The sequence below is a fragment of the Kitasatospora sp. NBC_01250 genome, from assembly GCF_036226465.1.
In the GTDB taxonomy this organism is placed as follows: Bacteria; Actinomycetota; Actinomycetes; order Streptomycetales; family Streptomycetaceae; genus Kitasatospora.
The window spans coordinates 6,290,279-6,312,701 of the sequence record NZ_CP108476.1; the positions used below are offsets into that span (position 1 = coordinate 6,290,279).

15 protein-coding genes and 1 tRNA gene are annotated in these 22,423 nt (G+C 73.1%); 7 read left to right on the plus strand and 9 right to left on the minus strand.

Annotation, left to right across the window (positions count from 1 at the left end):
- Positions 1–24 precede the first annotated feature (24 nt).
- Positions 25–1,164 carry a DUF475 domain-containing protein gene (locus OG500_RS26575; RefSeq protein ID WP_327069381.1) on the plus strand — a complete coding sequence of 380 codons (1,140 nt, stop codon included), beginning with the start codon at positions 25–27 and terminating at the stop codon, positions 1,162–1,164.
- A 101-nt stretch (positions 1,165–1,265) separates the two neighbouring features.
- Here OG500_RS26575 and OG500_RS26580 read toward each other — a convergent pair whose 3' ends face one another.
- Positions 1,266–2,393, minus strand: coding sequence for a DUF2637 domain-containing protein (locus tag OG500_RS26580; protein ID WP_327069382.1), 1,128 nt, complete (start codon positions 2,391–2,393; stop codon positions 1,266–1,268).
- Between the two features lie 413 nt (positions 2,394–2,806).
- Between OG500_RS26580 and OG500_RS26585 the strand changes: the two genes are divergently transcribed.
- Positions 2,807–3,529: a TerD family protein gene (locus tag OG500_RS26585; protein ID WP_442789235.1), complete on the plus strand. Its 723-nt coding sequence runs from the start codon at positions 2,807–2,809 to the stop codon at positions 3,527–3,529.
- A gap of 28 nt (positions 3,530–3,557) precedes the next feature.
- On the opposite strand, the gene OG500_RS26590 is transcribed toward OG500_RS26585, so the two are convergent.
- Positions 3,558–4,622 carry a TerD family protein gene (locus OG500_RS26590; protein WP_327069383.1) on the minus strand — a complete coding sequence of 355 codons (1,065 nt, stop codon included), beginning with the start codon at positions 4,620–4,622 and terminating at the stop codon, positions 3,558–3,560.
- 489 nt (positions 4,623–5,111) lie between these two features.
- Between OG500_RS26590 and OG500_RS26595 the strand changes: the two genes are divergently transcribed.
- Genes OG500_RS26595 through OG500_RS26605 form a run of 3 tightly spaced genes read left to right on the plus strand, consistent with a single transcriptional unit; the run spans position 5,112 to position 9,833 of the window.
- The gene (locus tag OG500_RS26595) at positions 5,112–6,245 is read left to right on the plus strand and encodes an HpcH/HpaI aldolase/citrate lyase family protein (RefSeq protein WP_329583875.1); all 1,134 of its coding nucleotides are present in this window, start codon (positions 5,112–5,114) and stop codon (positions 6,243–6,245) included.
- Positions 6,246–6,279: 34 nt separating this feature from the next.
- The gene (locus OG500_RS26600) at positions 6,280–8,880 is read left to right on the plus strand and encodes a phosphoribosyltransferase (RefSeq protein WP_327069385.1); all 2,601 of its coding nucleotides are present in this window, start codon (positions 6,280–6,282) and stop codon (positions 8,878–8,880) included.
- Positions 8,877–9,833: an HAD family hydrolase gene (locus OG500_RS26605; RefSeq protein WP_329583877.1), complete on the plus strand. Its 957-nt coding sequence runs from the start codon at positions 8,877–8,879 to the stop codon at positions 9,831–9,833. Before OG500_RS26600 ends, OG500_RS26605 begins: the two co-directional genes overlap by 4 nt.
- A 21-nt stretch (positions 9,834–9,854) precedes the next feature.
- On the opposite strand, the gene OG500_RS26610 is transcribed toward OG500_RS26605, so the two are convergent.
- Both OG500_RS26610 and OG500_RS26615 read right to left on the minus strand, forming a co-directional pair.
- Positions 9,855–10,073 carry an FmdB family zinc ribbon protein gene (locus tag OG500_RS26610; RefSeq protein WP_327069387.1) on the minus strand — a complete coding sequence of 73 codons (219 nt, stop codon included), beginning with the start codon at positions 10,071–10,073 and terminating at the stop codon, positions 9,855–9,857.
- A 233-nt stretch (positions 10,074–10,306) separates the two neighbouring features.
- Entirely contained in the window at positions 10,307–11,707 is a 1,401-nt protein-coding gene (locus OG500_RS26615; protein WP_442907064.1) for a hypothetical protein, read from the minus strand.
- 118 nt (positions 11,708–11,825) lie between these two features.
- Between OG500_RS26615 and OG500_RS26620 the strand changes: the two genes are divergently transcribed.
- Positions 11,826–11,900 (plus strand) — tRNA-Val (locus OG500_RS26620).
- Between the two features lie 154 nt (positions 11,901–12,054).
- On the opposite strand, the gene OG500_RS26625 is transcribed toward OG500_RS26620, so the two are convergent.
- From OG500_RS26625 to OG500_RS26640, 4 genes are all read right to left on the minus strand, one after another.
- Positions 12,055–13,890, minus strand: a complete 1,836-nt coding sequence (locus tag OG500_RS26625; RefSeq protein WP_329583881.1) for a glycoside hydrolase family 15 protein — start codon at positions 13,888–13,890, stop codon at positions 12,055–12,057.
- A 174-nt stretch (positions 13,891–14,064) separates the two neighbouring features.
- Positions 14,065–14,817, minus strand: coding sequence for a TetR/AcrR family transcriptional regulator (locus OG500_RS26630; protein ID WP_327069390.1), 753 nt, complete (start codon positions 14,815–14,817; stop codon positions 14,065–14,067).
- Between the two features lie 84 nt (positions 14,818–14,901).
- On the minus strand, positions 14,902–16,434 hold the full coding sequence (locus OG500_RS26635; protein ID WP_329583882.1) for an MFS transporter: 1,533 nt from the start codon (positions 16,432–16,434) through the stop codon (positions 14,902–14,904).
- A gap of 96 nt (positions 16,435–16,530) precedes the next feature.
- Positions 16,531–17,595 carry a TetR/AcrR family transcriptional regulator gene (locus OG500_RS26640; RefSeq protein ID WP_329583883.1) on the minus strand — a complete coding sequence of 355 codons (1,065 nt, stop codon included), beginning with the start codon at positions 17,593–17,595 and terminating at the stop codon, positions 16,531–16,533.
- 201 nt (positions 17,596–17,796) lie between these two features.
- Here OG500_RS26640 and OG500_RS26645 point away from each other — a divergent pair, with 201 nt between their 5' ends.
- On the plus strand, positions 17,797–19,371 hold the full coding sequence (locus tag OG500_RS26645; protein WP_327069393.1) for an MFS transporter: 1,575 nt from the start codon (positions 17,797–17,799) through the stop codon (positions 19,369–19,371).
- Positions 19,372–19,423: 52 nt separating this feature from the next.
- Here the strand turns inward: OG500_RS26645 and OG500_RS26650 are convergent, their stop codons facing one another.
- Positions 19,424–22,252, minus strand: a complete 2,829-nt coding sequence (locus OG500_RS26650; protein ID WP_329583886.1) for a penicillin acylase family protein — start codon at positions 22,250–22,252, stop codon at positions 19,424–19,426.
- Positions 22,253–22,423 lie beyond the last annotated feature (171 nt).

Genomic DNA, 22,423 nt, shown 5'->3' on the forward strand with positions numbered 1-22,423 from the left:
ATGTCACCGAAAGGTAGTAATACCGTGTTCCTCCGCACTTTCGGATGGTCCTTCGCGACCACGGTCGCCGGGCTGATCGCGGCCGGGCTGATCTGGGGCGCCGAGGGTTTCGGCGTGGTGCTGATCCTCGCGGTCCTGGAGATCTCACTCTCGTTCGACAACGCCGTGGTCAACGCCACAGTGCTGAAGCGGATGACTCCGTTCTGGCAGAAGATCTTCCTGACGGTGGGCGTGCTGATCGCCGTCTTCGGCATGCGGCTGCTCTTCCCGCTGCTGGTCGTAGGCCTGACCGCGCACATCGGCCCGAGCACGGTGATCGACCTCGCGCTCAACTCCGGCCACACGTACCACGGTCTGACCTACGCCCAGCATCTGGAAGCGGCCAATCCCGCGATCGCCGCGTTCGGCGGGACCTTCCTGCTGATGATCTTCCTCGACTTCATCCTCGAGGAGAAGGACTACCACTGGCTGCGCTGGATCGAGCGCCCGCTGGAGCGGATCGGCCGGCTGGAGGCGCTCTCCTCGGTGATCGCACTGGTCGCGCTGGCGCTGGCGGCCCGCTTCTTCGCGGCGGGGCACGCGGAAACGGTCCTGCTGGCGGGGCTGCTGGGGCTGGCGACCTACCTCGCGGTCAACGGGCTCTCGGGTGTCTTCGAGTCGAACATGGAGGCTGCCGAGGAGAGTGACGAGGAGGCCGAGGAGGAGGGTGCCGCCGGGGCCGGTGCCGCCGCGAAGCCCGGCAAGTCGCTGGTCCAGGTGGCCGGCAAGGCCGCGTTCTTCCTCTTCCTGTACCTGGAGGTGCTGGACGCCTCGTTCTCCTTCGACGGGGTCGTCGGCGCCTTCGCGATCTCCAACGACATCTTCCAGATCACCCTGGGCCTGGGCATCGGGGCGATGTACATCCGCTCGCTGACCGTCTTCCTGGTCCGCAAGGGGACCCTGGACGACTACGTCTACCTGGAGCACGGCGCCCACTACGCGATCGGCGCGCTGGCGGCGATCCTGCTGATCTCGATCGAGTACAAGATCCCGGAGATCGTCACCGGGCTGATCGGCGTGGCCTTCATCGGCGCCGCCCTCGCCTCCTCGATGCTGCGCAACCGGCGCACCGCTGCGCTGGAGTCGGTGGCCGAACCGGAGCCGACGGCGGTCGGCAAGCGCTGACCGCCGGTCGCCGCCACCGACGGGAAGGGCCCTGCTCGCACGAGCAGGGCCCTTCCCGTCGTTCCCGGGGCGGCGGCCTGTCCGTGCCGCCCGCCGGGGGTTCAGCCCAGGCGCTTCTCCATGGCGCGCAGCTTGCGCTCCAGGGAGTCGAAGGGGGAGTCGAGCTTGGGCAGCGCGAGGGTGTCGTCCTCGGCCGTCAGGTCGATGCTGTCGGAGGCGCTGCGGCTGCCGCCGACGGCCGTGCGGCGCGGGGAGGCGGAGAGCGCGGCGGGCTCCAGTGCGGACCGGCCGAGGGTGCTGCGGGTGGCGTCGGAGCCGGCCGGTGCGCCTTCGGTCACGGCGTGGTCGGTGAGGGCGGCTTCGGCTAGGGCAGGCTCCGAAGCGGGCTGGCCGTCGCCGGCGCCGGCGGTCAGCGCGGGCACCTGGCGCCCGCCGCGGGTGCGGGCCAGCACACCGCCCCGGGAGATCGCCTTCAGCTCGGCCCGCTCGCGGCGGTCCGCACTGCGTGCCTGCACCTTGGCGTCCAGCTTCGCCTGCCGCTCCTCGCGGACCTCCTCGACCGCCTCGTCCAGGCTGCGGACGTTCTCCAGCAGCATCAGCGACCAGGCGGCGTAGGTCTCGCGCGGGGCGCGCAGCCAGCGCACGATGCGGATCTGCGGCAGCGGACGCGGTATCAGGCCCTGCTCGCGCAGCGCCGCCCGGCGGGTCTGCTTGAGCGCGCGGTCGAAGAGCACGGCGGCCGAGATCGACATGCCGGAGAAGAACTGCGGGGCACCGGCGTGGTCGCCGCCGCGCGGCGCGTGCACCCAGTTGAACCAGGCCGAGGCGAAGGCGAAGAGCCAGACCAGCAGGCGGGAGCCGAGCGCCGCGTCACCGTGGCTGGCCTCGCGCACGGCGAGCACCGAGCAGAACATCGCGGCGCCGTCCAGGCCGAACGGGACGAGGTACTCCCAGCCGCCCGACAAGCCCAGGTTCTGGGTGCCGAAGCCGACCAGGCCGTGGAAGGAGAGCGCGGCCGCGACGCCGGCGCAGCAGAAGAGCAGCACGTAGGAGGAGATCCCGTACACCATCTCCTTGCGGCGGCGGCGCTCCTCGCTGCGCTCCCAGGAGTCCCCGTTCTCCTGGGTCTTGGCACTCTTGAAGCGCAGCGTGGCCGTCAGGACGGCTATGACGAGCAGGGCCGCGCCGCCGACGACGACCCAGGCCAGCTGTGTGGACGAGAATGACATTGCGGCGTTGGCCTCTGCTTTCCGCGGTCGGGTGGGAGTGGACGGTCCCCGGCGATGGCCGGAACGGCGTCAGTTCCCAGAGCGAGCACCCGCCCTGATGGTCCGTCGTGCACGCAGGAACGCGCTGACGGGACGGGTGGGGCCAGGCCGTGTCGAGCTCGCGCGGGTGACGGGGACACCTGTGCGGCTAGACGATATCGCGTCTGGCGGGGCGGCATGGTACGGGAGTCACGATCGTGCTGCTATCCGCCGCTCGGGTGGCAGAGCCGGCGGCGGACCGGACAGCCGGTGTCGTGTTCGAAACCGACGGTGGCTCAGAGCCGCTGCTGGGTATGGACCGCAGTGCACAATGACTCGTCAGCTGTCCGGCGCCGGAGCCGGACGGCGACACCTCTGGGCTGGGGGCGGTCGGGATGGCCACGATCTGGGAGTACCTGCGCGGCGAGCGGAACCTGCCCGACATGATGGGGCAGGTGGGGAAGGTGACGCTCACCAAGTCCCGGCCGCAGCACTCGATCACCACCTCCGGGGCGACCACCGGCACCCTCTACGTCAACCTGCACTGGACCGCCCGTCTGGTCTCCGGCTCGCAGGGCGCGCTGCGCCGCAAGCTGCTCCAGCCCCGGCTGCTGCGCCCGTCCCAGACCGAGACCACCCAGGGCGGCGCCGAGAACGTCGACCTCGACCTCGCCTGCATGTACGAACTCACCGACGGGACCCGGGGCGTGGTCCAGCCGCTCGGGAAGTTCTTCGGGGACCTGCAGCATCCGCCCTACATCAAGCTGAGCGGCGACGACCAGTACGGGGCGCCGTCCGGCGAGACGATGTACATCAACCTGGAGAAGAAGGACCAGTTCAAGCGGCTGCTGATCTTCGTCTACATCTACGACGGCACGCCGGCCTTCGACCAGACGCACGCGCAGATCCAGATCGTGCCGCCGAGCGGGCCGCGGCTGGAGATCAACCTGGACGAGCGGGCGGCGGCGGCCCGTTCGTGCGCGGTGGTGCTGATCGAGAACCGGGACGGGGAGCTGATGGTCCGTCGCGAGGTGCGGTACGTGCACGGGTTCCAGTCGGACCTGGACCGGCTGTACGGGTTCGGGATGGACTGGCAGCGGGGGTACAAGGAGGAGTAGCCGGGGTCCGCGCCCTTGCGGGGCGGGGTCAGCGGGGCTGGAACTGGGGGCCCTGCGGGGGCAGGGCGAAGTCCGGGTCGAGCACCTGGGTGGGCTGGGACGGCAGGGGCGCTGGGGGCTGCTGCGGGTAGCCGTAGGGCGGCGGTTGCTGGGGGTAGCCGTACGTGGGGGCGGGCGCCGGGGCGGGGGCCGGCTGCTGGGGGTAGCCGTAGGGGGGCTGCTGCTGCGGGTAGCCGTAGCTGGGCTGGTGCGGCGGAGCCGGCGGGTAGGCGGGGGCGGTCGGCGGCTGCTGCGGGTAGCCGTACCCGGGCGCGCTGGTGGGCGCGGGCGCAGTGGCGGTGACGGGCGCGGCGGCGGGCGGCGGGGGCGTCGGGGCGCCGGCGGCCGGGGACGGGACGGCCGGGATGCCGGCGGCGGGGGACGGGACGGCCGGGGCGAGCGTGTAGGTGCCGGGCTCCTCGGTGCGCGGAGCGGGCCGCGCCGAGGGCGCGGCGGGGTGCTGTGCCGGGGGCGCCGGCTCGGGCCGGGCGGTGGCGGTGGGAGCGGCGTCCTCCTCGACCGCGATCCCGAAGTCGGTGGCGAGACCGCCGAGGCCGGAGGCGTAGCCCTGACCGACCGCGCGGAACTTCCAGCCGCCGTCCCGCCGGTAGAGCTCGGCGCAGACCAGGGCCGAGACCGGCTCGGTCTCGTTGACCGGGAACTCGGCCAGCGGCTCGGCGCCGGGCGCGGCCGCGTCGTGGAGCAGCACCCGCAGCCCGCGGACGGCGCGGAAGTCGCCGCCCTCGACCGAGCCGGCCAGCACCACCCGGTGGACCTCGGCCGGCAGCTTCCCGAGGTCGACCTCGATGGCGTCGGTGATCTCCTCACCGCCCGGGCTCTGGTGCTTGGGCAGGTGACGCACCGTGCCCGAAGGATGCCGCGGCTGGTTGTAGAAGACGAAGTCGGCATCGGAGCGGACCTTGCCGGCGGCGCCGAGCAGCAGCGCGGAGGCGTCCAGGTCCGGGGTCCCCGGTGCCGCGCTCCAGCGCAGCACGGCGCGGACCGCGGTCGCGGTCAGCGAGATGTTGGCGCCCTTCGCCATCACGTGCGTCATAGCTGTCCATCCTGCCTGCTGGGCACCGCTGCGGACAACGTGGGTGCGGGAGGGTCCGCGGCGTGCTGCCGGGTGGTGCGGCGGATTGTGCTGGCTGAAAACTTGCGCAATTGAGCAAGCAATTTATGGGCGCCAATCCGATGATCGTGTTCTTCCGCTTCTTTCGCTCTGGTCTTCCGGTCTGGCTTTGCGGTGGTTCGGGGCGGGCGGAGAATGTTCAGCGAATTCCATGTTCCCTGCCGCCGCCAGGTCTCGCCGTGGACCGTACGATGGCGGCCGAAGGGGGTGCGAGCTGTGGATTCGACGCTTTCGGTCCGCGGTGCCGACGGTTCGCCGGGCGCTCTGGTTCGTGGCGAAAGCAGTCGGTTCCGCCCGCGCCGAGCCGCTCGTCCGGTCCGCGGTCCGCGCCCTCGCCTGCTTCACCCGGTCGGTCCGCTGACTTCTCCGTTCCGCTCCGCCCGTTCGTCGCGACGCTCCTGGGAGTGCATTTTGCGCCATTTCGGCCACCTCGGCGTGGACGTCCGCCGTCGGCTCTTCCTGGTCGAGCCGGCGGCGTTCGACCGGCATGCCCCGGCGGCGACGCTGGCCACCGCGCTGGGCGCCACCCTCTATCTGCCCGCCACCCGCGGCACGCTGGTGAGCGATGTGCGCAGGCAGGCGGCCCGCGGGGTGACCTCGATGGTGCTCTGCCTGGAGGACGCCATCGCCGACGGCGAGGTGACCGCCGCCGAGGCGAACCTGGTCGACGGGCTGCGCGCGCTGGCGGAGCCGGTCGGCGCGGCCGGTCCGGGGCCGGTCGGGTTGCCGCTGCTCTTTGTGCGGGTCCGGGTCCCTGAGCAGATCGGGGTGCTGGTGGGTCGGCTGGGCACGGCGGCCCGGCTGCTGAGCGGCTTCGTGCTGCCCAAGTTCACCGAGGAGAACGGCGCGCGCTATCTGGACGCCGTGGCGGACGCCGAACTCGCCTGCGGACAGCGGATGTTCGCCATGCCGGTGCTGGAGTCGCCGGAACTCGCCCACCTGGAGCACCGCCGCCTGGAACTGCTCGGCATAGCTGCGCTCTTGGCGAAGTACCGGGACCGGGTGCTGGCCGTTCGGCTCGGTGTGACCGACCTGTGCGCGGCCTACGGGCTGCGCCGGTCGCCCGAGTCGACGGCCTACGACCTGGCCCTGGTGGCCGGCGTGATCGGGGACGTGGTCAACGTGCTCGGCCGGGCGGACGGCAGCGGATTCACCGTGACCGGGCCGGTCTGGGAGTACTTCCCGCTCGGGCGCAGCGGGGCGGAGCTGACCGGCCTGCTGCGCGAAATCGCACTCGACCGGGTCAACGGGCTGCTGGGCAAGACCTGCGTGCACCCGAGCCAGGTACCGGCGGTGCACGCCAGCCTGGTGGTCGGACACGAGGAGTACTGCGACGCGCGGGACGTGCTCGGCAGCGCGGCGGAGCGCGGCGGGGGCGTGGTGGGTTCGGCGTACGCCAACAAGATGAACGAGGTCAAGCCGCACCGCGCCTGGGCGGAGCGGGTGTTGGGGCGCGCTGAGCTGTTCGGGGTGGCACGGGCGGGGGTCGGGTTCGCGGAGCTGTTCGCGGCCTGCCGGGATGCGGAGGTTCGTGGTGGGCGTTGATCGCGTGGGTGCCGGAGGGGTGGGTGCTGATCGGATGGGTGCTGGCGTGTGTGACGGTGCGGTGTGGTCCGGGGACTGGGTCACCGAGCGGCTGGGCATGGAGCTGGTGGGGGATCCCGAGCTGACCGAGCTGCTCGGGCTCGCGGTCCGGGACAATCCGAAGCGGGCGCAGCTGCTGGTCTCGCAGGTGCTCGGCAAGCACGTGCCGCAGCGGCCCGGGCTGGTGCTCGGCGCCGGACGGCGGCTGGGCGCGGCGGTGCGCGAGCGGCTGGGCGACGGCGGGGCGGGCGAGGGGCTGGGCGACGGGGTGGGCCCGGCGGAGCCGGTGACGGTGCTGGGCTTCGCCGAGACCGCGACCGGGCTCGGCCACTGCGTGGCCGACGAGCTGGACGCGTGCTATCTGCACTCCACCCGGCGGCCGGTGGCCTGGATGGTGCCGGCGGCCGGCTTCGAGGAGGTGCACTCGCACGCCACCTCGCACCTGTTGCTGCCCGACCATCCGGAACTGCTCGCGGGTGACGGGCCGTTGGTCCTGGTGGACGACGAACTGTCGACCGGGCAGACGGTGTTGAACACGATCGAGGCGCTGCACCGGATTTGGCCGCGTCGGCGGTACCTGCTGGCCGCGCTGGTCGACCTGCGCGGTGACACCGACCGGGCCCGACTGGCCGCGTTCGCAGCCGAGTTGGGTGCGAGCGTCGAGGTGGTGGCGCTGGCCCAGGGGCGGGTGCGACTGCCGGCGGATGCGAATGCGCGGGGGCGGGAGCTGGTGGCGGCATTGGCCGCGGACGGGGGATCCGCGGCGAGTGGGGCGGGGCACGTGCCGGGCGGGGCGGGTGAGGCGGGAGCCGGCCGGGCGGCGCGCGGTGAGCTGGTGCGGGCCGAGCTGCCGTGGCCGGCCGAGGTGCCCGAGGGCGGGCGGCACGGATTCCGGCCCGCGCAGCGCCGGGCGCTGGAGGCGGCGCTGCCCGATCTGGGGGAGCGGCTGGCCAAGGAACTGCGCGGCAGTGAGCGGCGGGTCCTGGTGCTGGGCTGCGAAGAGTTGAGCTACGCGCCGCTGCGGCTGGCGCACGCGCTGGAGGCGGCGCTGGAGGGCGCGGGCGCGTCGGTGGGCTGCTCGGTCCGCTTCTCGACGACCACGCGCTCGCCGGTCCTCGTGGTGGACGACCCCGGCTACGCGATCCGGAGCGGGCTGGCCTTTCCCGCGCACGGTGCGCCGCAGGAGGGTGGCGGCACGCGGTTCGCGTACAACGTGGCGCCGGGGCGGGAGGCGGCGCGGCGGTTCGAGACGGTCGTGCTGGTCGTCGACGCCGTCTCCGACACGCCCGAACTGCGCTCGGCGGGCGGGCTGTTGGACCAGCTGCGGGCGGTGACGGACCGGGTGGTGCTGGTGGTGCTGCCGGTCTGGCACCCCGGCGCTGCCGCCGCGCCGCCGGTGGGGGCGCTGCTCGCGCCGGTGCCTGCGGGTGCGTTGTCTGCGCCGGTGCCTGCGAGTGCGCCGCCCGCGCCGTTGCCGGTCCCGCTGCGTGGTCCGGCCTTCTCCTCCTACGCGGCCGAGGAGGTGGGCTGGCTGCTGACCGATCTGTCCGCTGTCGCGCTGGAGGCGCCCACCGAGGAGCGGGAGGAGGCCGTGCAGTCCGGCGGCGCCCACTACGCGGAGTCGCTGCCGGTGGAGTACCACCCGGGCCCCGAGTACCTGGAGCTGTTCCAGCAGGCGCTGCGCGGCTCGGCCCGGCGGATCGCGCTGGCCGTCGGCACCGTCGCGGAGATGCTGGTCCGTGAGCGCGGCCGGGACCTGGTGCTGGCCTCGCTGGCCCGGGCCGGGACCCCCGTCGGCATCCTGATCCGCCGCTGGCTGGCCGCCGAGCACCGGATCGACGCGCCGCACTACGCCGTCTCGATCATCCGTGGCCGGGGCGTCGATCCGGTCGCGCTGCGCTATCTGGCGGAGCGTCATGATCCGCGTCAGGTCGTCTTCGTGGACGGCTGGACCGGGAAGGGTGCGATCACCCGGGAGCTGTCCGAGGCGCTGGCCGGCACCCCGTTCGACCCCGACCTCGCGGTGCTCGCCGACCCCGGCCGCTGCGTGCGGACCTTCGGCACCCGGGAGGACTTCCTGATCCCGTCCGCCTGCCTCAACTCGACGGTCTCCGGCCTGATTTCGCGCACCGTGCTGCGGCGGGACCTGATCGGGCCCGGCGACTTCCACGGCGCCAAGTACTACCAGGAGTTGGCGCCCGCGGACGTCTCGCGCGCCTTCCTGGACACGGTGACCGAGTGGTTCCCCGAGGTCCGCGCGGAGGTGGCCGCCGCCGAGCCGCCGGCCGACGCCGACCGGGCGCCGACCTGGACGGGCTGGGCCGCGGTGGAGCGGATCAGCGCCGAGTACGGGATCGGCAGCCTCAACCTGGTCAAGCCCGGCGTGGGCGAGACCACTCGGGTCCTGCTGCGCCGGGTGCCGTGGCGGATCCTGGCCCGCCGGGGCGCGGGGGCGGATCTGGACCACGTCCGGCTGCTGGCCGCGCAGCGCGGCGTGCCGGTGGAGGAGGTGGACGAGTTGCCGTACTCGTGCGTGGGACTGATCCACCCGCAGTTCAGCCGGGGTGCGACCGGGCCGACGGGGCACGCGGTATGACGGAGCGTCAGAGTCGCTCGGCGTCGGCCGTGATGGTGGCGAGCGATCTGGACCGCACGCTGATCTACTCGCTGCGGTCGGCCGAACTGCCGCCCGGCTCGCCGGTGCGGCTGCGGCTGGTCGAGCGCGACGGTGAGGGCGCTCCGCTGAGCCATCTCACCGAGCGGGCTGCCCAGTTGCTGGCCGAGCTGGCCCGGGAGGCGGTGTTCGTCCCGGCCACCACCCGCACCGTCGAGCAGTACCGGCGGATCCGGCTGCCCGGCCCGGCGGGTGCTGGTGGCTTCGGCCCGGCGGGCGGTGGTGACGGGGCCGACTGGCGTCCGCCGTACGCGATCTGTGCCAACGGGGGCCGGCTGCTGGTCGCGGGCGAGCCGGACCAGGACTGGGCGGCCGTCGTGGCGCAGCGGCTCGCCGCACACGCCGCGCCGCTGCCGGAGGTGGCCGAGCGGCTGGCGGGTCGCGGCGCTGCGGGCGGCGCCGGCTGTGGCGGCAGCGGTGGTGGCGGTGGTGCTGAGGGTGGCTGGCTGCTGCGGCAGCGGGTGGCCGAGGGCTTGTTCGTCTACGCGATCGTGGATCGTGAGCGGCTGCCCGCCGCCTGGCTCGACGAGCTGACCGCCTGGTGCGCGGAGCGGGGCTGGACCGTCTCGCTCCAGGGCCGCAAGCTCTACGCCGTCCCCCGCGTGCTGACCAAGAGCGCCGCGGTCGCGGAGGTGGTCCGCCGCCAGGGCGGCCGGGCCACGGTGCTGGCGGCCGGGGACTCGCTGCTCGATGCCGACCTGCTGCTCGCCGCCGACCACGCCTGGCGCCCCGGCCACGGCGAACTGGCCGAGCGGGGCTGGACCGGCCCGCGGGTGACGGCGCTGGAGCAGCGCGGCGCGCTCGCGGGCGAGCAGATCCTGAGCGCGCTGCTCGCCCGCGTCCGGCAGCTGAACGGCCAGGCCACCGACGGTTAGGGCCTGTCCGCCGGGCACTGGCTAGCCGCAGCAGCCCCCACCGCAGCAGCCACCGCCACCGCCGGCGGGCGGCTGCGGGGCGCTGCCGCCGCCCGCGCCGGTCACGGCGACGGTGGAGAGCAGCTTCACGGTGTCGGCGTGCCCCTGCGGGCAGGTCGCCGGGTCGTTGGCCTGGGCCATGGCGCGGCGCAGTTCGAAGGTCGCACCGCAGGAACGGCAGCGGAAGTCGTAGCGTGGCATGCCCGCAGCGTACCCGGCCGGGGCGGACTCACCCCGGCAGCGGTCGATTGCGGTGCGGGGCCGCTGCGCGGGGCCCGCGCGTCCGGGCCGGAGCGGCGAGCGGTTCGCTGCTTGCGGGTCGTGCGGGTCGTGCGGGTCGTGCGGGTCGTGCGGGTCGTGCGGGTCGTGCGGGTCTTGCAGACTTTGCGGCTTCTGCGGCTTCTGCGGTGCGCGGTGGTTCCGGCTCCGGCTCGCTACTGCTGGCCCAACTGGCCGCGGATCAGCCCCACCACCTCGGCCGCCGTCGCGCGCACGCCGTCCAGCTCGGTGAGGAAGCGCCAGTAGTCCGGGTGCCGTCCGGCCGCCGACAACGCGGCGACCGCCCGGTCCAGCCGCCCCACCGCCGCGTCCAGCGGTCCCGCGTGGCGCGGATCGGGCGCCTGGCGTCCGGCCATGGCCAGCCGCTGCGCGTCCCGCAGCGCGAAGCGCGCACGCTCCACCTCCGCCTGCGGATCACGCTCCGCCGCGTTCAGCCGCCGCAGTCGGTCGGCCACCGCGGCCACCGAGCCGTCGGCCGTCTCCAGCAGCGCCCGCACCGTCCCGAGCACCGACGCCGCGTCCGCCCACCGCTGCTCGTCGCGAGCCCGGGCCGCCTCCGCGAGCCTGGACTGCGCCGCCCGGCCCGCCTCCGCGACCTGCTGCGGCACCCGCTGCAGGTCCTGCCAGCACTCCGCGGAGAACCGCCGGCGCAGTTCGCTGAGCGTCGGCTCGACCGTGCCGGCCTTGGTCTCCAGCGCCTGCACCCGGGTCCGCAGGCTCGCCACCCGGCGGTCGATCTCGCGGGCCCGCTCCGGCCGCTGCTCGGCGTCCGCCAGGATCGCGGTCGCCCGCAGGCGTACGTCCTCGGCCCGTCGCAGCGTGTCCGTCACGCCGTGCCGGGCCGCACCCTCGTTGAGCTTGGTCAGCTCCGGCCGCAGCTCGGCCAGCCGGGCCGCCAGATCGTCCGCCCCCAGGCCCGCCGCCCGCACCGCCTCCAGCCCGCCGCCGGCCGCCAGCAGCGCCTGCTTGGCCTGCTCGACCGCCGGCACCACCCGCACCAGCTGCGCCTCCGCGTGCTGCACCAGCGGCTGCAGCCGCTGCAGGAAGTCGGCCAGCTCGGTCTGCTTGGCCGCCAGCTCGCGCTGGGCCTGCTCCAGCCGCTGCCTGGCCTGGGCAGCCGCCCCCGGCGCGAGTTCCACGGCCTCCAGGTCGATCGAGTCCAACGCCGCCAGGTACGCCATGGTGACCTGGTTGATCCGGGCACTCAGATCCTGGAAGTCGGCGAGGACCTGGCGCACCGACGCACCCTCCTCGGCGGCCCGCACCGTCTCGACGGCGAGCTCCACCTCGCGCTGCGCGGAGTCCAGCTCGTAGAACGCCTCCTGCGCCGCGTCCCGCGCGGCCACCGCCGCCGCCCGCTGCCCGTCCTCGCCACGCCGCCACCAGGACCGCCCACCGCCGGCCCCCGGCCCGGAGAACGACCCGGCCACCGCCACGAGGACCCCGGCCATCGCCACGGGCACCACCAGCAGCTCCGCCGCGACCCGCCCCGCGTACCCCCGCGTGCTACCCGCCCTCACCGCGTGCTCCCTGCTCCACCGAACTGGACCCCTCATTCTCCCCGATCACCCCCCACCTCCCTAGCCCCGCCCCGCACCCTGCACCGTGCCGCGCCCGGGACCAGGTACTCTTACCTTTCACCGCACGCCCCCATCCGGGACCAGCAGGCGGCGGGGGCGCATAGCTCAGCGGTAGAGCGCTGCTCTTACAAAGCAGATGTCGGCGGTTCGAAACCGTCTGCGCCCACCAGCATCGATGGCCCGGACCGATGACGGTCCGGGCCATGTGCGTTCGACGACTGAGGGCAACGGCTGGGCTCGGCCCGTCTTTCGGGTGCGCACGTACTGGTGGGCACCCCGTGACCGCTCGTGTGCTCGGGTGAGGCAGGTCGGAACGATCCGGGTCAGCCGAGGGCGCGGTCGAGGTTGAAGGCGGCGCTGATCAGGGAGAGGTGGGTGAAGGCCTGGGGGAAGTTGCCGAGTTGTTCGCCGGTCGGGCCGATCTCCTCGGCGTAGAGGCCGAGGTGGTTGGCGTAGGTGAGCATCTTCTCGAAGGCGAGCCGGGCCTCCTCCAGCCGGCCTGCGCGGGCCAGCGCCTCGACGTACCAGAACGAGCAGATGGAGAAGGTGCCCTCGGGGCCGTGCAGGCCGTCGGGGCTGGCGGTGGGGTCGTAGCGGTAGACCAGCGAGTCGGAGACCAGGTTCGTGGTGAGCGCGTCCAGGGTGGAGAGCCACTTGGGGTCGGTGGGGGCGATGAACTTGGCCATCGGCATCATCAGCAGCGAGGCGTCCAGGTCACCGTCGTCCAGGGCCTGGACGAAGGCGCCCCGCTCGGTCGACCAGCCGCGCTGCATGATCTGCCGGTAGATCGCGTCCCGGGACTCCCGCCAGCGGGGCAGGTCGGCCGGCAGGCCGCGGTGGTTCGCCATCCGCATCGCCCGTTCGAGCGCCACCCAGGACATCAGCCGCGAGTACACGAAGTTGCGCCGGCCCGCGCGGGTCTCCCAGATGCCCTCGTCGGGCTGGTCCCAATGCTCGCAGAGCCAGTCCGCCATCGTGCCGACCTCGTCCCAGCGGGCGCTGCTGATCGGCTGTCCCCACTTGTCGTACAGGTAGATCGAGTCGATCAGGGCTCCGTAGATGTCCAGCTGGAGCTGGCCGGTGGCGGCGTTGCCGACCCTGACCGGTGCGGAGCCGAGGTGGCCTTCCAGGTGCGGCAGCTCGTACTCGGGCAGCTCGCTGCGCCCGTCGATGCCGTACATGATCTGCAGCGGGCCGGCCGCACCGTTGCCGCGCATGAGGCCGCGCTCGCACAGGAATCCCATGAAGGCCTCCGCCTCGGAGGTGAACCCGAGGCGCAGCATGGCGTAGACGCAGAAGGCGGCGTCGCGGACCCAGACGTAGCGGTAGTCCCAGTTGCGCCCGCCGCCGATCTGCTCGGGCAGGCTGGTGGTCGGTGCGGCGACGATCGCACCGGTCGGCGCGTAGGTGAGCAGCTTCAGCAGCAGCGCGGAGCGGTTCACCATCTCCCGCCAGCGCCCGTGGTAGCGCGAACCGGCCAGCCAGTGGCGCCAGAACCGCACGGTCGCCTCGGCCTGCTCCTGCGCCTCGGCCCGCGGGCACGACCGGGTCGGGACCTCGTCGTCGACCTGGTCGAGGGCGAACACGTTGGACTCGCCCTCGAGGAGCTTGAAGCGCGACCACACGTCCAGGCCGTCGGTCTCCAGGGGTGCGGTGGCGGTCAGGGCGAGCGACAGTGAAGGGGAGCGGAACACCGCGGCGTGGCCTTCGAGGTGCGTGGTGTGCGGTTCGGTGCCGTAACCGAAGCGCGGGGCGATCCGTGCCCGGAACGGGAGGGCTCCGCGGACGCAGACCACCCGCCGGATCAGCCGGTGCCGGGCCGCCTCGCGCGACTCGTCGACCACGGGCATGAAGTCCTGGATCTCCGCCACCCCGTCCGCGGCGAAGAACCGCGTGATCAGCACGTTCGTGTCGGGGAAGTAGAACTGCCGGGTGCGGGTCGGGACCTCGGCGGCCAGCTCGAACGACCCGCCCCGGTCGGCGTCGAGGATGGCCCCGAAGACGCTGGGCGCATCGAAGCGCGGGCAGCAGTACCAGTCGATGGTGCCGTTCGTGCCGACCAGGGCGGTCGTACGGAGATCGCCGATCAGGCCGTGTTCGGAGATCGGTATGTAGCGGCTGCTGTCCGTCTGCTCGAAACCAGCGGTGTCGAACGCCATGCGGGCCTCCCTGCCGCTGCGGCGCGGGCCTGGAGAGTAGGACTTCCTCCCATGCTAGATCGCCGGCCGGAACCAGGGGGGCTCGGCGTCGGGCAGGGGGAACGGGCGTGGTGCAGCTGGGTCGGCGGGGCGGGGAACGGGGGTGGCGTCCGGCGGAATGCGAGGGCGGGTCGGTCAGCTCCTCGGGCGGGCCGCGGCGATGGTGGCTTCGATGCCGGCCAGGGCGAGGTCCAGGCCCTGGGTGAAGCGGTGGTTGCGGGCGGCGCCGGAGCCGTTGGCGTGCTGGGACTCGACCACGTCGGCGTTCTCCGTGAAGCGGGGGTCGACCTGCTGGACCACGCCGTGGACGCGCTGGTAGAACTCGTCCTCGTTCAGGCCGGACTGGCGGACCCGGCGGGTCCACTGCGCGTCGAGCACCGCGAAGCCGTAGGTGTACTCGAAGACCAGGCCGAGGGCGGCGCTGAACTGGTCCTTGGGCAGGCCGGTGCGGACGATCGCCTCGACGCCGCTGGTGGAGAAGGCCAGGGAGTTGGGGCCCAGGGCGATGAACTGTCCGACCAGCAGGGCGGCCCAGGGGTGACGCTGGAAGCAGTCGCGGTAGGCGTGGGCCATGGCGCTCAGGTGCTGGCGCCAGGTCTCGTACTCGGCCAGTGCCACGGCGCGCGTCTCGCCGAGCACGTGGTCCAGGGCGAGTTCGAGGAGTTCGTCCTTGTTGTCGACGTACCAGTAGACCGACATCGGCGTGACGTCGAGCTCGGCCGCCAGCTGGCGCATGGAGAAGCTCTGCGCGTCCGCGGCGTCCAGCAGGGCCACGGTCGCGTGCACGATCCGGTCCCGGCTCAGGCCGGTGGGGGCACTGCCGCGCTTGGCGCGCTTGGGCGGGCGCACCCAGATGCTGACAGCGGGGTCGCGGGGCGTGTCGGCCATGCTCTGTCCTTCGGGGTCATCGCTGCATGACCGCTGGTCGGCGGCCATGCAGCGATGGTAGGGGGCGTCCGCCGAGCGGGTTGCTCAGCCCGCCGGAGCGAGCGGCTCGGCAGCTGCCGACTCGGGCTCGGCGGTGAGCTGCGGCTGGCCGGCCGCCCGGCTGAGCAGCCAGGCGGCGACGAGTCCGCCGAGCAGGACGGCCACCGCGCCGATCAGCTGGCTGCTGGTCAGGCTGTCCGCGAAGGCGCTGCGGACCTGGTGCTGGTGGCCGGCGTCCGGGCCGGCGGCGGCGAGCGCGTCCGGCAGCGAGCGGGCCGCCGTGTGCGGGAACCCCGAGGGCAGTGAGGAGGCGAAGCCGGCGGTGAGCACCGCGCCGAGCACCGCGACACCGAGCGAGTTGCCCAGCTCGCTGAGCGTGCCCATCAGGCCGGAGCCGAGGCCGGCCTTCTCCGGCGGGATCGAGGACATCACCGCGGTGGCCATGGTGGGCTGCGAGCAGGCGACACCGGTGCCCATCAGCACCAGGCCGAGCAGGATGCCCGGGTAGGAGCCGTTGCGGCCGAACTCGGCGATCGCGGCCAGACCGGCGGCCAGCAGGCCCAGGCCTCCGGCGATCGCGAACGGCGGCTTGAGCTTCGTGGTCAGTCGCATGCCGATGCCGGTGAAGTTGAGCGCGACGACGGTCAGCGCCATCGGGGCGGTGCGCAGGCCGGCGGCGAGCGGACCGTAGCCGAGCACGAACTGCAGGTGCTCGGTCAGCAGGAAGAGCGAGCCGCCCAGGCCGAAGGCGACCAGGATGCCGCCGGAGACCGCGCCCCGGAAGCGGGCGTTGCGGAAGAAGGAGAGGTCCAGCAGGGGGTGTTCGACCCGGCGCTCCCAGAGCACGAAGAGCAGCAGCAGGAGCAGGCCGAGGCCGGCGGGCAGCAGGGTGCGCGGGGAGGTCCAGCCGATGCCGGGGCCCTGGATGATCGCGTACACCACCCCGACCAGACCCGCGATGGACAGCACCGCGCCGAGCAGGTCGGGGGAGTCGCCGCGCGGGTCCTTGGACTCGGGCACCAGCTTGGCGATGGCGACCAGGCCCAGCGCCGCGACCGGCAGGTTGACCAGGAAGACCGAGCCCCACCAGAAGTGGTTGAGCAGCAGGCCGCCGAGCACCGGGCCGAGGGCGAAGCCGAGGGAGGCGATGGCGCTCCAGACGGTGATGGCCTTGGGCTGCTCCTCGGCGTCGAAGGTGCGCACGATGATGGCCAGGCTGGTGGCCAGCAGCAGGCTGCCGCCGACGCCCATGCCCGCGCGGGCGGCGATCAGCTGCCCGGGGCTGCCGGCCAGGGCCGCGCCGAGCGAGCCGACCCCGAACAGCGCGAGTCCGAGCAGCTGCACCTTCTTGCGGCCGTACCGGTCGGCGAGCCCGCCGGCGGCGATCAGCAGGCCGGCCTGGGCGAGCGAGTAGGCGCCGATGATCCACTGGGTCTGCGCCGTGGTCGCGCCCAACTCCTCGGTCAGGGAGGGGATCGCCACGTTGAGGATGGTGTTGTCCAGAATCACGACGAGTTGTGCGAGGCAGATGACCGCGAGGATCACCCACCGGTCCTGCCTGCGCTCCACCTGGGGCATTCCTGCTCCGCTCCTGTACGGCGTATATGACTTCTACAGCGTATAAGAACGGGCCGGTGGAGCGCCACCCGGATTTCCGGAGTCCGTGGGGCCGCGTCAGTCCGCCCGGGCGGCCGGCGGTTCGAGGAGCAGGGCGAGCCCGTCGAGGAGCCGGGCCAGTGCGAACTCGAAGAGCTGGTCGAGGTCGAAGTCGAAGTTGTCCTCCCCGGTCTCGATGTCCAGCTCGGCGAGCAGGGCGCCGAAGACCGGGTACTGGCCGCTGCCGAAGGTGGCCGCCAGGTTGGCCTCCTGGGACTGCATCCACTCCTCGTCGGTCAGCGTGCTGTTCGCGTGGTCGCGGGCCTGGGCCTCCAGGTTGACGGCGATGCCGCGGACGAAGGCGAACATCGTGATGTGGAGGTAGAGCCGGGTGGTCGGCGGGAGGCCGAAGCCCTGGACGCTGCTGAGCACCCACTCGCCGTGCCGCAGTGCGGCGGGCAGGGGGGTGGGCCGGGTGAGCGAGATCGTGCCGGCCAGCCAGGGGTGGCGGCGGAAGATCGACCACTGCAGGTGGGCCAGTGCGGCCAGCCGGGGGCGCCAGCCGGTGAGGTCGGCGGGCGGGAGCGGTACGCGGCCGATCACGGTGTCGGCCATCAGGTCGCTCAGCTCCTCCTTGCTCGCCACGTGGCGGTACAACGCCATGGGGGCGACGCCGAGTTCGGCGGCGACCCGGCGCATGGTCACGGGGGCCAGGCCCTCGGCGTCGGCGATGGTGATGGCGGCCTGGATGATCCGCTCGCGGGTCAGCTGCTGGTCGCCGCCGCGCGCCTCCCGTCGCCGTGGGCGGGCGGGTGCGGGTGCGGGTGCGGTGGTGGGCGTGGGGGAGGGGGCGACGTCGGGCGTGGTGGCGGGCTCGGGTGCGGCGGCGGGCACGACGGTGGCGGCCGGCCGCGCGGGCAGCGGGTCGGCGACCACCGTGCCCGCGCCGGGGCGGGAGTGGACCAGGCCCTCCTGGCGCAGGGTCGCCAGCACCTTGGTGGCGGTGGCCATCGCCACGCCCCACTCCTGGGTGATCGCGCGGGTGGACGGCACCCGCGCGCCGGGCTTCAGGGTGCCGGCGGCGATCCGCCCCCGCAGCTCCGCAGCGATCCGCAGGTAGGGCGGTGCGTCAGGGGTGGCCATGGGTTCTCTCCTCGCCATTCGTGCTGCCTTCTCCGTCGAGTGTACTAGTGCACTACTGGTGCTGGCCAAGCTGCCCTGTGCTGAACTCGTTAGGGCGACCGTTGCGCCGCGCACTGCACTATGCGTACCCTGTACGCATCGAAGCGCGTACGTCGTACGCGTCGGCTCCTCGCCGCACCTGACCGCCCAGGGGGACAGCAGATGGACACCCAGGAACGCCCGGCCCGCCCGGTCGGTGACACCGCACCCGCACCCGCCGCCACCCGTCGGGCCTGGATCGCGCTCGCGGTCCTGCTGCTGCCGCTGCTGCTCGTCTCGATGGACGTCTCGGTGCTCTACTTCGCCGTGCCGTTCATCAGTCAGGACCTGCACCCGAGCAGCACCCAGCAGCTCTGGATCTTCGACATCTACGGCTTCGTGCTCTCCGGTCTGCTGATCACCATGGGCGCGCTCGGCGACCGGATCGGCCGCCGCCGGCTGCTGCTGATCGGCGCCCTGGCCTTCGGCGCCGCCTCCACCCTGGCGGCCTACGCGGGTGGCGCGGCCACCCTGATCGGCGCCCGCGCCGTGCTCGGCGTGGCGGGCGCCACCCTGATGCCCTCCACCCTCGGCCTGATCCGCAACCTGTTCCCCGACCCCGCCCAGCGCAGCAAGGCCATCGCCACCTGGACCGCGGTGACCAGCGGTGGGGTCGCGGTCGGACCGGTGCTCAGCGGCATCCTGCTGGAGCACTTCTGGTGGGGCTCGGTCTTCCTGATCAACCTGCCGGCGATGGCGCTGCTGCTGGTGCTCGGCCCGATCCTGGTGCCCGAGACGCCGCGCCGCCGGGACGGCCGCTTCGACCTGGTGAGCGCCGTGCTCTCGCTGGCCGCGATCCTGTCGCTGGTCTACGGCGTCAAGGAGCTGGCCCGCAACGGGTTCCAGCCGCTGCCGCCGGTCGCGATCCTGGTCGGCGCGGTGCTCGGGGCGGTCTTCGTGCGCCGTCAGCGCAACCACCCCTACCCGCTGATCGACCTGGTGCTGGTGCGCAGCCGGGCCTTCTCCGCCTCGGTCGCGATGAACGTGCTGGCCATGTTCGCGCTGGTCGGGATGGCTATCTACCTCACCCAGTACCTCCAACTGGTGCTCGCCATGAGCACTTTGCGGGCCGCGCTGTGGAGCGTGCTGCCCAGCCTCCTGGTCGGCGCGGTGGCTCCGGTGGCAGCCTCGCTCGGCCGGCGGTTCGGGCCCGGCCCGGTGGTGGCGGGTGGATTCGCCGTGATGCTGCCCGGGTTCGCCCTGCTGGCGCTGGTGACCCCCCACTCGCCGCTCTGGCTGCTGCTGGTCGCCGCCAGTTTCTACGCCTGCGGTGCGGTCGGCGTGATGTCGCAGGTCAGTGAGGTGGTGATGGCCGCGGCGCCGGCCGAACGGGCAGGTGCGGCAGCCGGGTTGCTGGAGTCGGGCACCGAGCTGGGCGGCGCGCTCGGGATGGCGCTGCTGGGCAGCATCGGCACGGCGCTCTACCGCTCGGACATCCGCGGCCTGCTGCCGGCCGGTCTGCCGGGCAACCTGCTCGGCCCGGTGCGCGACTCGCTCGGCGGGGCCGACGTGGTGGCCGGGCAGCTGCCGGGCGGGCTCTCGCACGAGGTGCTCGCGGCGGCCCGGCAGGCGTTCACCAGTGGCATGCAGGGTGCGGCGATCGGTGCCGCGGTGCTGATGGCGCTGGGCGCGGTGCTCGCGGCGGTGCTGCTGCGCGGGGTGCGGGTCGGCGCCCCGGCTCCGGTCCAGCAGGACTGACCGGCACGAACACCGGGTGGGGGTGCCGAAGTCGGCACCCCCACCAGGCATGTCAGCGGTGCGAGGGGAACTCCACCACCTGCTGGTAGGTCGGCCGGTTCTGCCAGCTGATCTTGCCGTCGGTCACCCCGCCCAGCGGACGCTGGATGATGGTGTCGGCGCACCACTGGTCGCCCGCCGCGCAGTCGCTGTCCCCGGGGTAGACCTGGGCCGGCGTCTCGGCCGCCGCCTGCTGGAGGGTGTCGAGCAGCACCGTCCGACAGGCCGTCAGACTGCCACCGCCGCAGAAGGGCTGGGCCAGCGGATCGGTCACCGGCTCGCCGAGCACCGAGCGCAGGTCCTTGTCCAGGTAGCTCCACCAGCCGTACTGGAACGACGAACCCTTGTGCGGGATCGACTCGTTGGCGCTCACCGAACCACCGCCGACCGGGCCGGTCTGGCCGCCGGAGGGCGATTCGTTGATCTGCAGCGCGCCGGTCAGCGCGCTGAACAGCTGGTCGCCGAGCCCGGGGTGCATCACCCCGTCGGCGACCAGCGGCCACCAGGCGTCCATGATCCGGATGGCGTCGGCGTCGGTGTAGGTCTGGCTGCCCGCGGTGGTCTCGGTCCGCTTCGATCCGGCCGCCTGCCAGGCCGACAGCTCGGCGACCACCGGGGCGAGGTTCGGATCGGTCACCGGAGCGCTGTCGATCACCTGGAGCAGCTTGGGCAGCACGTCCTCACCGCGCAGGTCGGTGACCGCCGCGTCCTCCATCGCCTGGGTGAGCGAGGCGCGGGTCACCTTGCCGCCCGCCACCAGCGCCTTCACCCGCGAGTCCAGCAGGTTGGCCCGGTACACCGGTCCGTTGCCGTAGCCGGCCGAACCGTAGTCCTGGGCCTGTTTGTTGTTCCAGGAGACGTAGTAGTCCTGGTCCACCGACTGCGGGTGCTGGGCGGGCGGGGTGTACTGCGCGGTGTTCGTCGCGGGGTCGAACCCCTGCCACTCGTAGGCGGGTTCGGCCATGACCGGCAGGCCGGGGTCGACCACCGGCGAACGCACGGGGTTGCTGCCGGAGTTGTAGTAGGCGATGTGCTGGTCGTCGGCGTAGAACCAGTTGAAGGCGTAGTTGATGTTCTGGGCGGCCTGCTGGAAGCTCGCCGGATCGTGCACCGCGCCAGGGTCGTTGAGCATCTGGAAGCCGATGATCGAGTCGGCCTCGTGCTGGTAGGTGGAGCGCAGCGAGGTGAAGGCGACGGGCTTGCCGCCGACCGTGCCGCGGGCCGTCACCAGCCCGTAGTCGGATCTGTACATCACCAGCGAGTAGGAGCCGGCCGGCGTGGAGTCGGCGGTGGTCGGCGCCCAGGAGTCCTGCTGCACCAGCTTGTCGAAGGGCGTGCAGACGCCGTGGTAGAGGTAGGACTGGGCGGCCAGGGTGACCGGCGAGCCGTCGGTGGTGCACAGCGGCACGGCGTAGGTGTCGGTGATGTCCTGGCCGGCCGAGGTGGCGCTCCAGGCGTAGTCCTGGCCGCGGCCCAGCTCCACGTAGAAGCTCAGGCCGGCGAAGGCGGCGCCGCGCGCGCTGATCCCGGGGCCCTGCAACTCCTCCAGCATCAGCAGCTGCGGCGCGAAGTAGCCGGTCTGCGGGCCGAAGACGGCCACCGGGTGTCCGCTGGCGGTGTCCTTGCCGGAGACCAGCAGGGCGTTCGACATGCCGTGCTTGGCGGTCAGCAGGTTGCCCGGCAGCACGCCGGGGGCCGCGGTGGTGCTGCTGGTGGCCGAGCCGGTCGCGTCGTAGATCAGCTGCTCGGGGACGACCGAGCCGGGGTCGGGCATCGCCACGCCCTGCGGGTCGGCGGGCGGCAGCGCGTAGGGGAACGACTGCCCGTCGTGCAGCGTGGTGACCGCCTCCGGGTCGTTGGCCTCGCGCAGCGACTGCCACACCTGGTCGCCGACCGCCGTGCCGTAGCGCGCCTCGGCGGCCTGCTTGACCTCGGCCGACTGCAGCTGTCCGCCGCCGCCGGAGCCGAACAGCGCGCCGATCACCGAGGCGAGGGCGACCAGGTCGGTCAGCTTGAACGGCTGGATCGAACCGGCGTTGGTGATCGCGTTGATCTGCCCGGTCAGGTCGTACTCGCCGGGGAAGGTCCGGCTGTTGTACGCCTGGGTGATGTACTGGTTGATGCCGTCGATGTAGGCCTGCGCGTCGGCCAGCGCCTGCTGGGCGCGCGGGCCCTCCTGCGAGATGGCGTCGATCTGCTGCTGCAGCTCGTCCTCGGTGTACGGCGCGGCCTGCCAGAAGCTCTGCTCCAGCTGGCGGTTGGCCGCCGCGCCGCCCGCGAAGCCGGACAGCTCGCCGCGGCCCACGTGGCGGAACAGGTCCATCACCCAGAGCCGGTCCTGCGCGGCGGCGTAACCCGCCCCGAACTCGGTGCCGTAGCGCGTGGTGCCGGTGACGTGCGGGACCCCGGTGGCCTTGTCGCGCACGATGGTGACGTCCGGGCGCGGGCTGATGCTGCTGGCCATCTGGTCGGCCGGCACGCCGAACGAGGAGTCGTTGAAGAAGTCGCCCAACTGGGCGTCGGTGAGGCCGGGATAGGCGGAGGCGAGCGAGGCGTACGGACCGAGCTGGTCGTCGGTGTGCGCCGGGCGGGTGCCGAAGAGCTTGTTGCCGATGATGTCGGCCAGCGTCGCGTTGCCGTTCTCGCCGGGCGGCAGGATGTCGTTGCACTGGCCGCCGCAGTAGTCGGGCGCCGCGGCGGGCACGGCGGCCGGACGGGCGCCGGCCGAGGCCGCGCCCGGCGAGGCGGCCAGCAGAGCGCCGGCCAGCAGGGCCGCGAGGGCGGCGGCCGGGAACCTGAGCCGTCTGGGCTTGCCCGGACGGCCGGAGCGGTGACGGGTCATGGGCGACTCCTCACGCTGGGGGGTGGGGAGTTGACCGTAAGTTGGTTACCGGCCGGTTGCCTAGCCGTGCCGCACCGAATTGTCATGATTGTTTGACATGGCGGAGGCAAACCTGAGCCCTGGCCGCGCAGGCTCGGCTTGACCGGGCCGGACCCGCCGTGGCGCAGCGGC

Excerpts from the sequence above, each read along its gene's own strand:
- OG500_RS26635 (WP_329583882.1), bottom strand. The coding sequence starts at position 16,434 with ATGCCCCAGGTGGAGCGCAGGCAGGACCGGTGGGTGATCCTCGCGGTC.
- OG500_RS26610 (WP_327069387.1), bottom strand. The coding sequence starts at position 10,073 with ATGCCACGCTACGACTTCCGCTGCCGTTCCTGCGGTGCGACCTTCGAA.
- OG500_RS26615 (WP_442907064.1), bottom strand. The coding sequence starts at position 11,707 with ATGAGGGGTCCAGTTCGGTGGAGCAGGGAGCACGCGGTGAGGGCGGGT.
- OG500_RS26630 (WP_327069390.1), bottom strand. The coding sequence starts at position 14,817 with ATGGCCGACACGCCCCGCGACCCCGCTGTCAGCATCTGGGTGCGCCCG.
- OG500_RS26605 (WP_329583877.1), top strand. The coding sequence starts at position 8,877 with ATGACGGAGCGTCAGAGTCGCTCGGCGTCGGCCGTGATGGTGGCGAGC.
- OG500_RS26580 (WP_327069382.1), bottom strand. The coding sequence starts at position 2,393 with ATGTCATTCTCGTCCACACAGCTGGCCTGGGTCGTCGTCGGCGGCGCG.
- OG500_RS26585 (WP_442789235.1), top strand. The coding sequence starts at position 2,807 with ATGGCCACGATCTGGGAGTACCTGCGCGGCGAGCGGAACCTGCCCGAC.
- OG500_RS26650 (WP_329583886.1), bottom strand. The coding sequence starts at position 22,252 with ATGACCCGTCACCGCTCCGGCCGTCCGGGCAAGCCCAGACGGCTCAGG.
- OG500_RS26590 (WP_327069383.1), bottom strand. The coding sequence starts at position 4,622 with ATGACGCACGTGATGGCGAAGGGCGCCAACATCTCGCTGACCGCGACC.
- OG500_RS26600 (WP_327069385.1), top strand. The coding sequence starts at position 6,280 with ATGGGTGCTGGCGTGTGTGACGGTGCGGTGTGGTCCGGGGACTGGGTC.
- OG500_RS26645 (WP_327069393.1), top strand. The coding sequence starts at position 17,797 with ATGGACACCCAGGAACGCCCGGCCCGCCCGGTCGGTGACACCGCACCC.
- OG500_RS26640 (WP_329583883.1), bottom strand. The coding sequence starts at position 17,595 with ATGGCCACCCCTGACGCACCGCCCTACCTGCGGATCGCTGCGGAGCTG.
- OG500_RS26625 (WP_329583881.1), bottom strand. The coding sequence starts at position 13,890 with ATGGCGTTCGACACCGCTGGTTTCGAGCAGACGGACAGCAGCCGCTAC.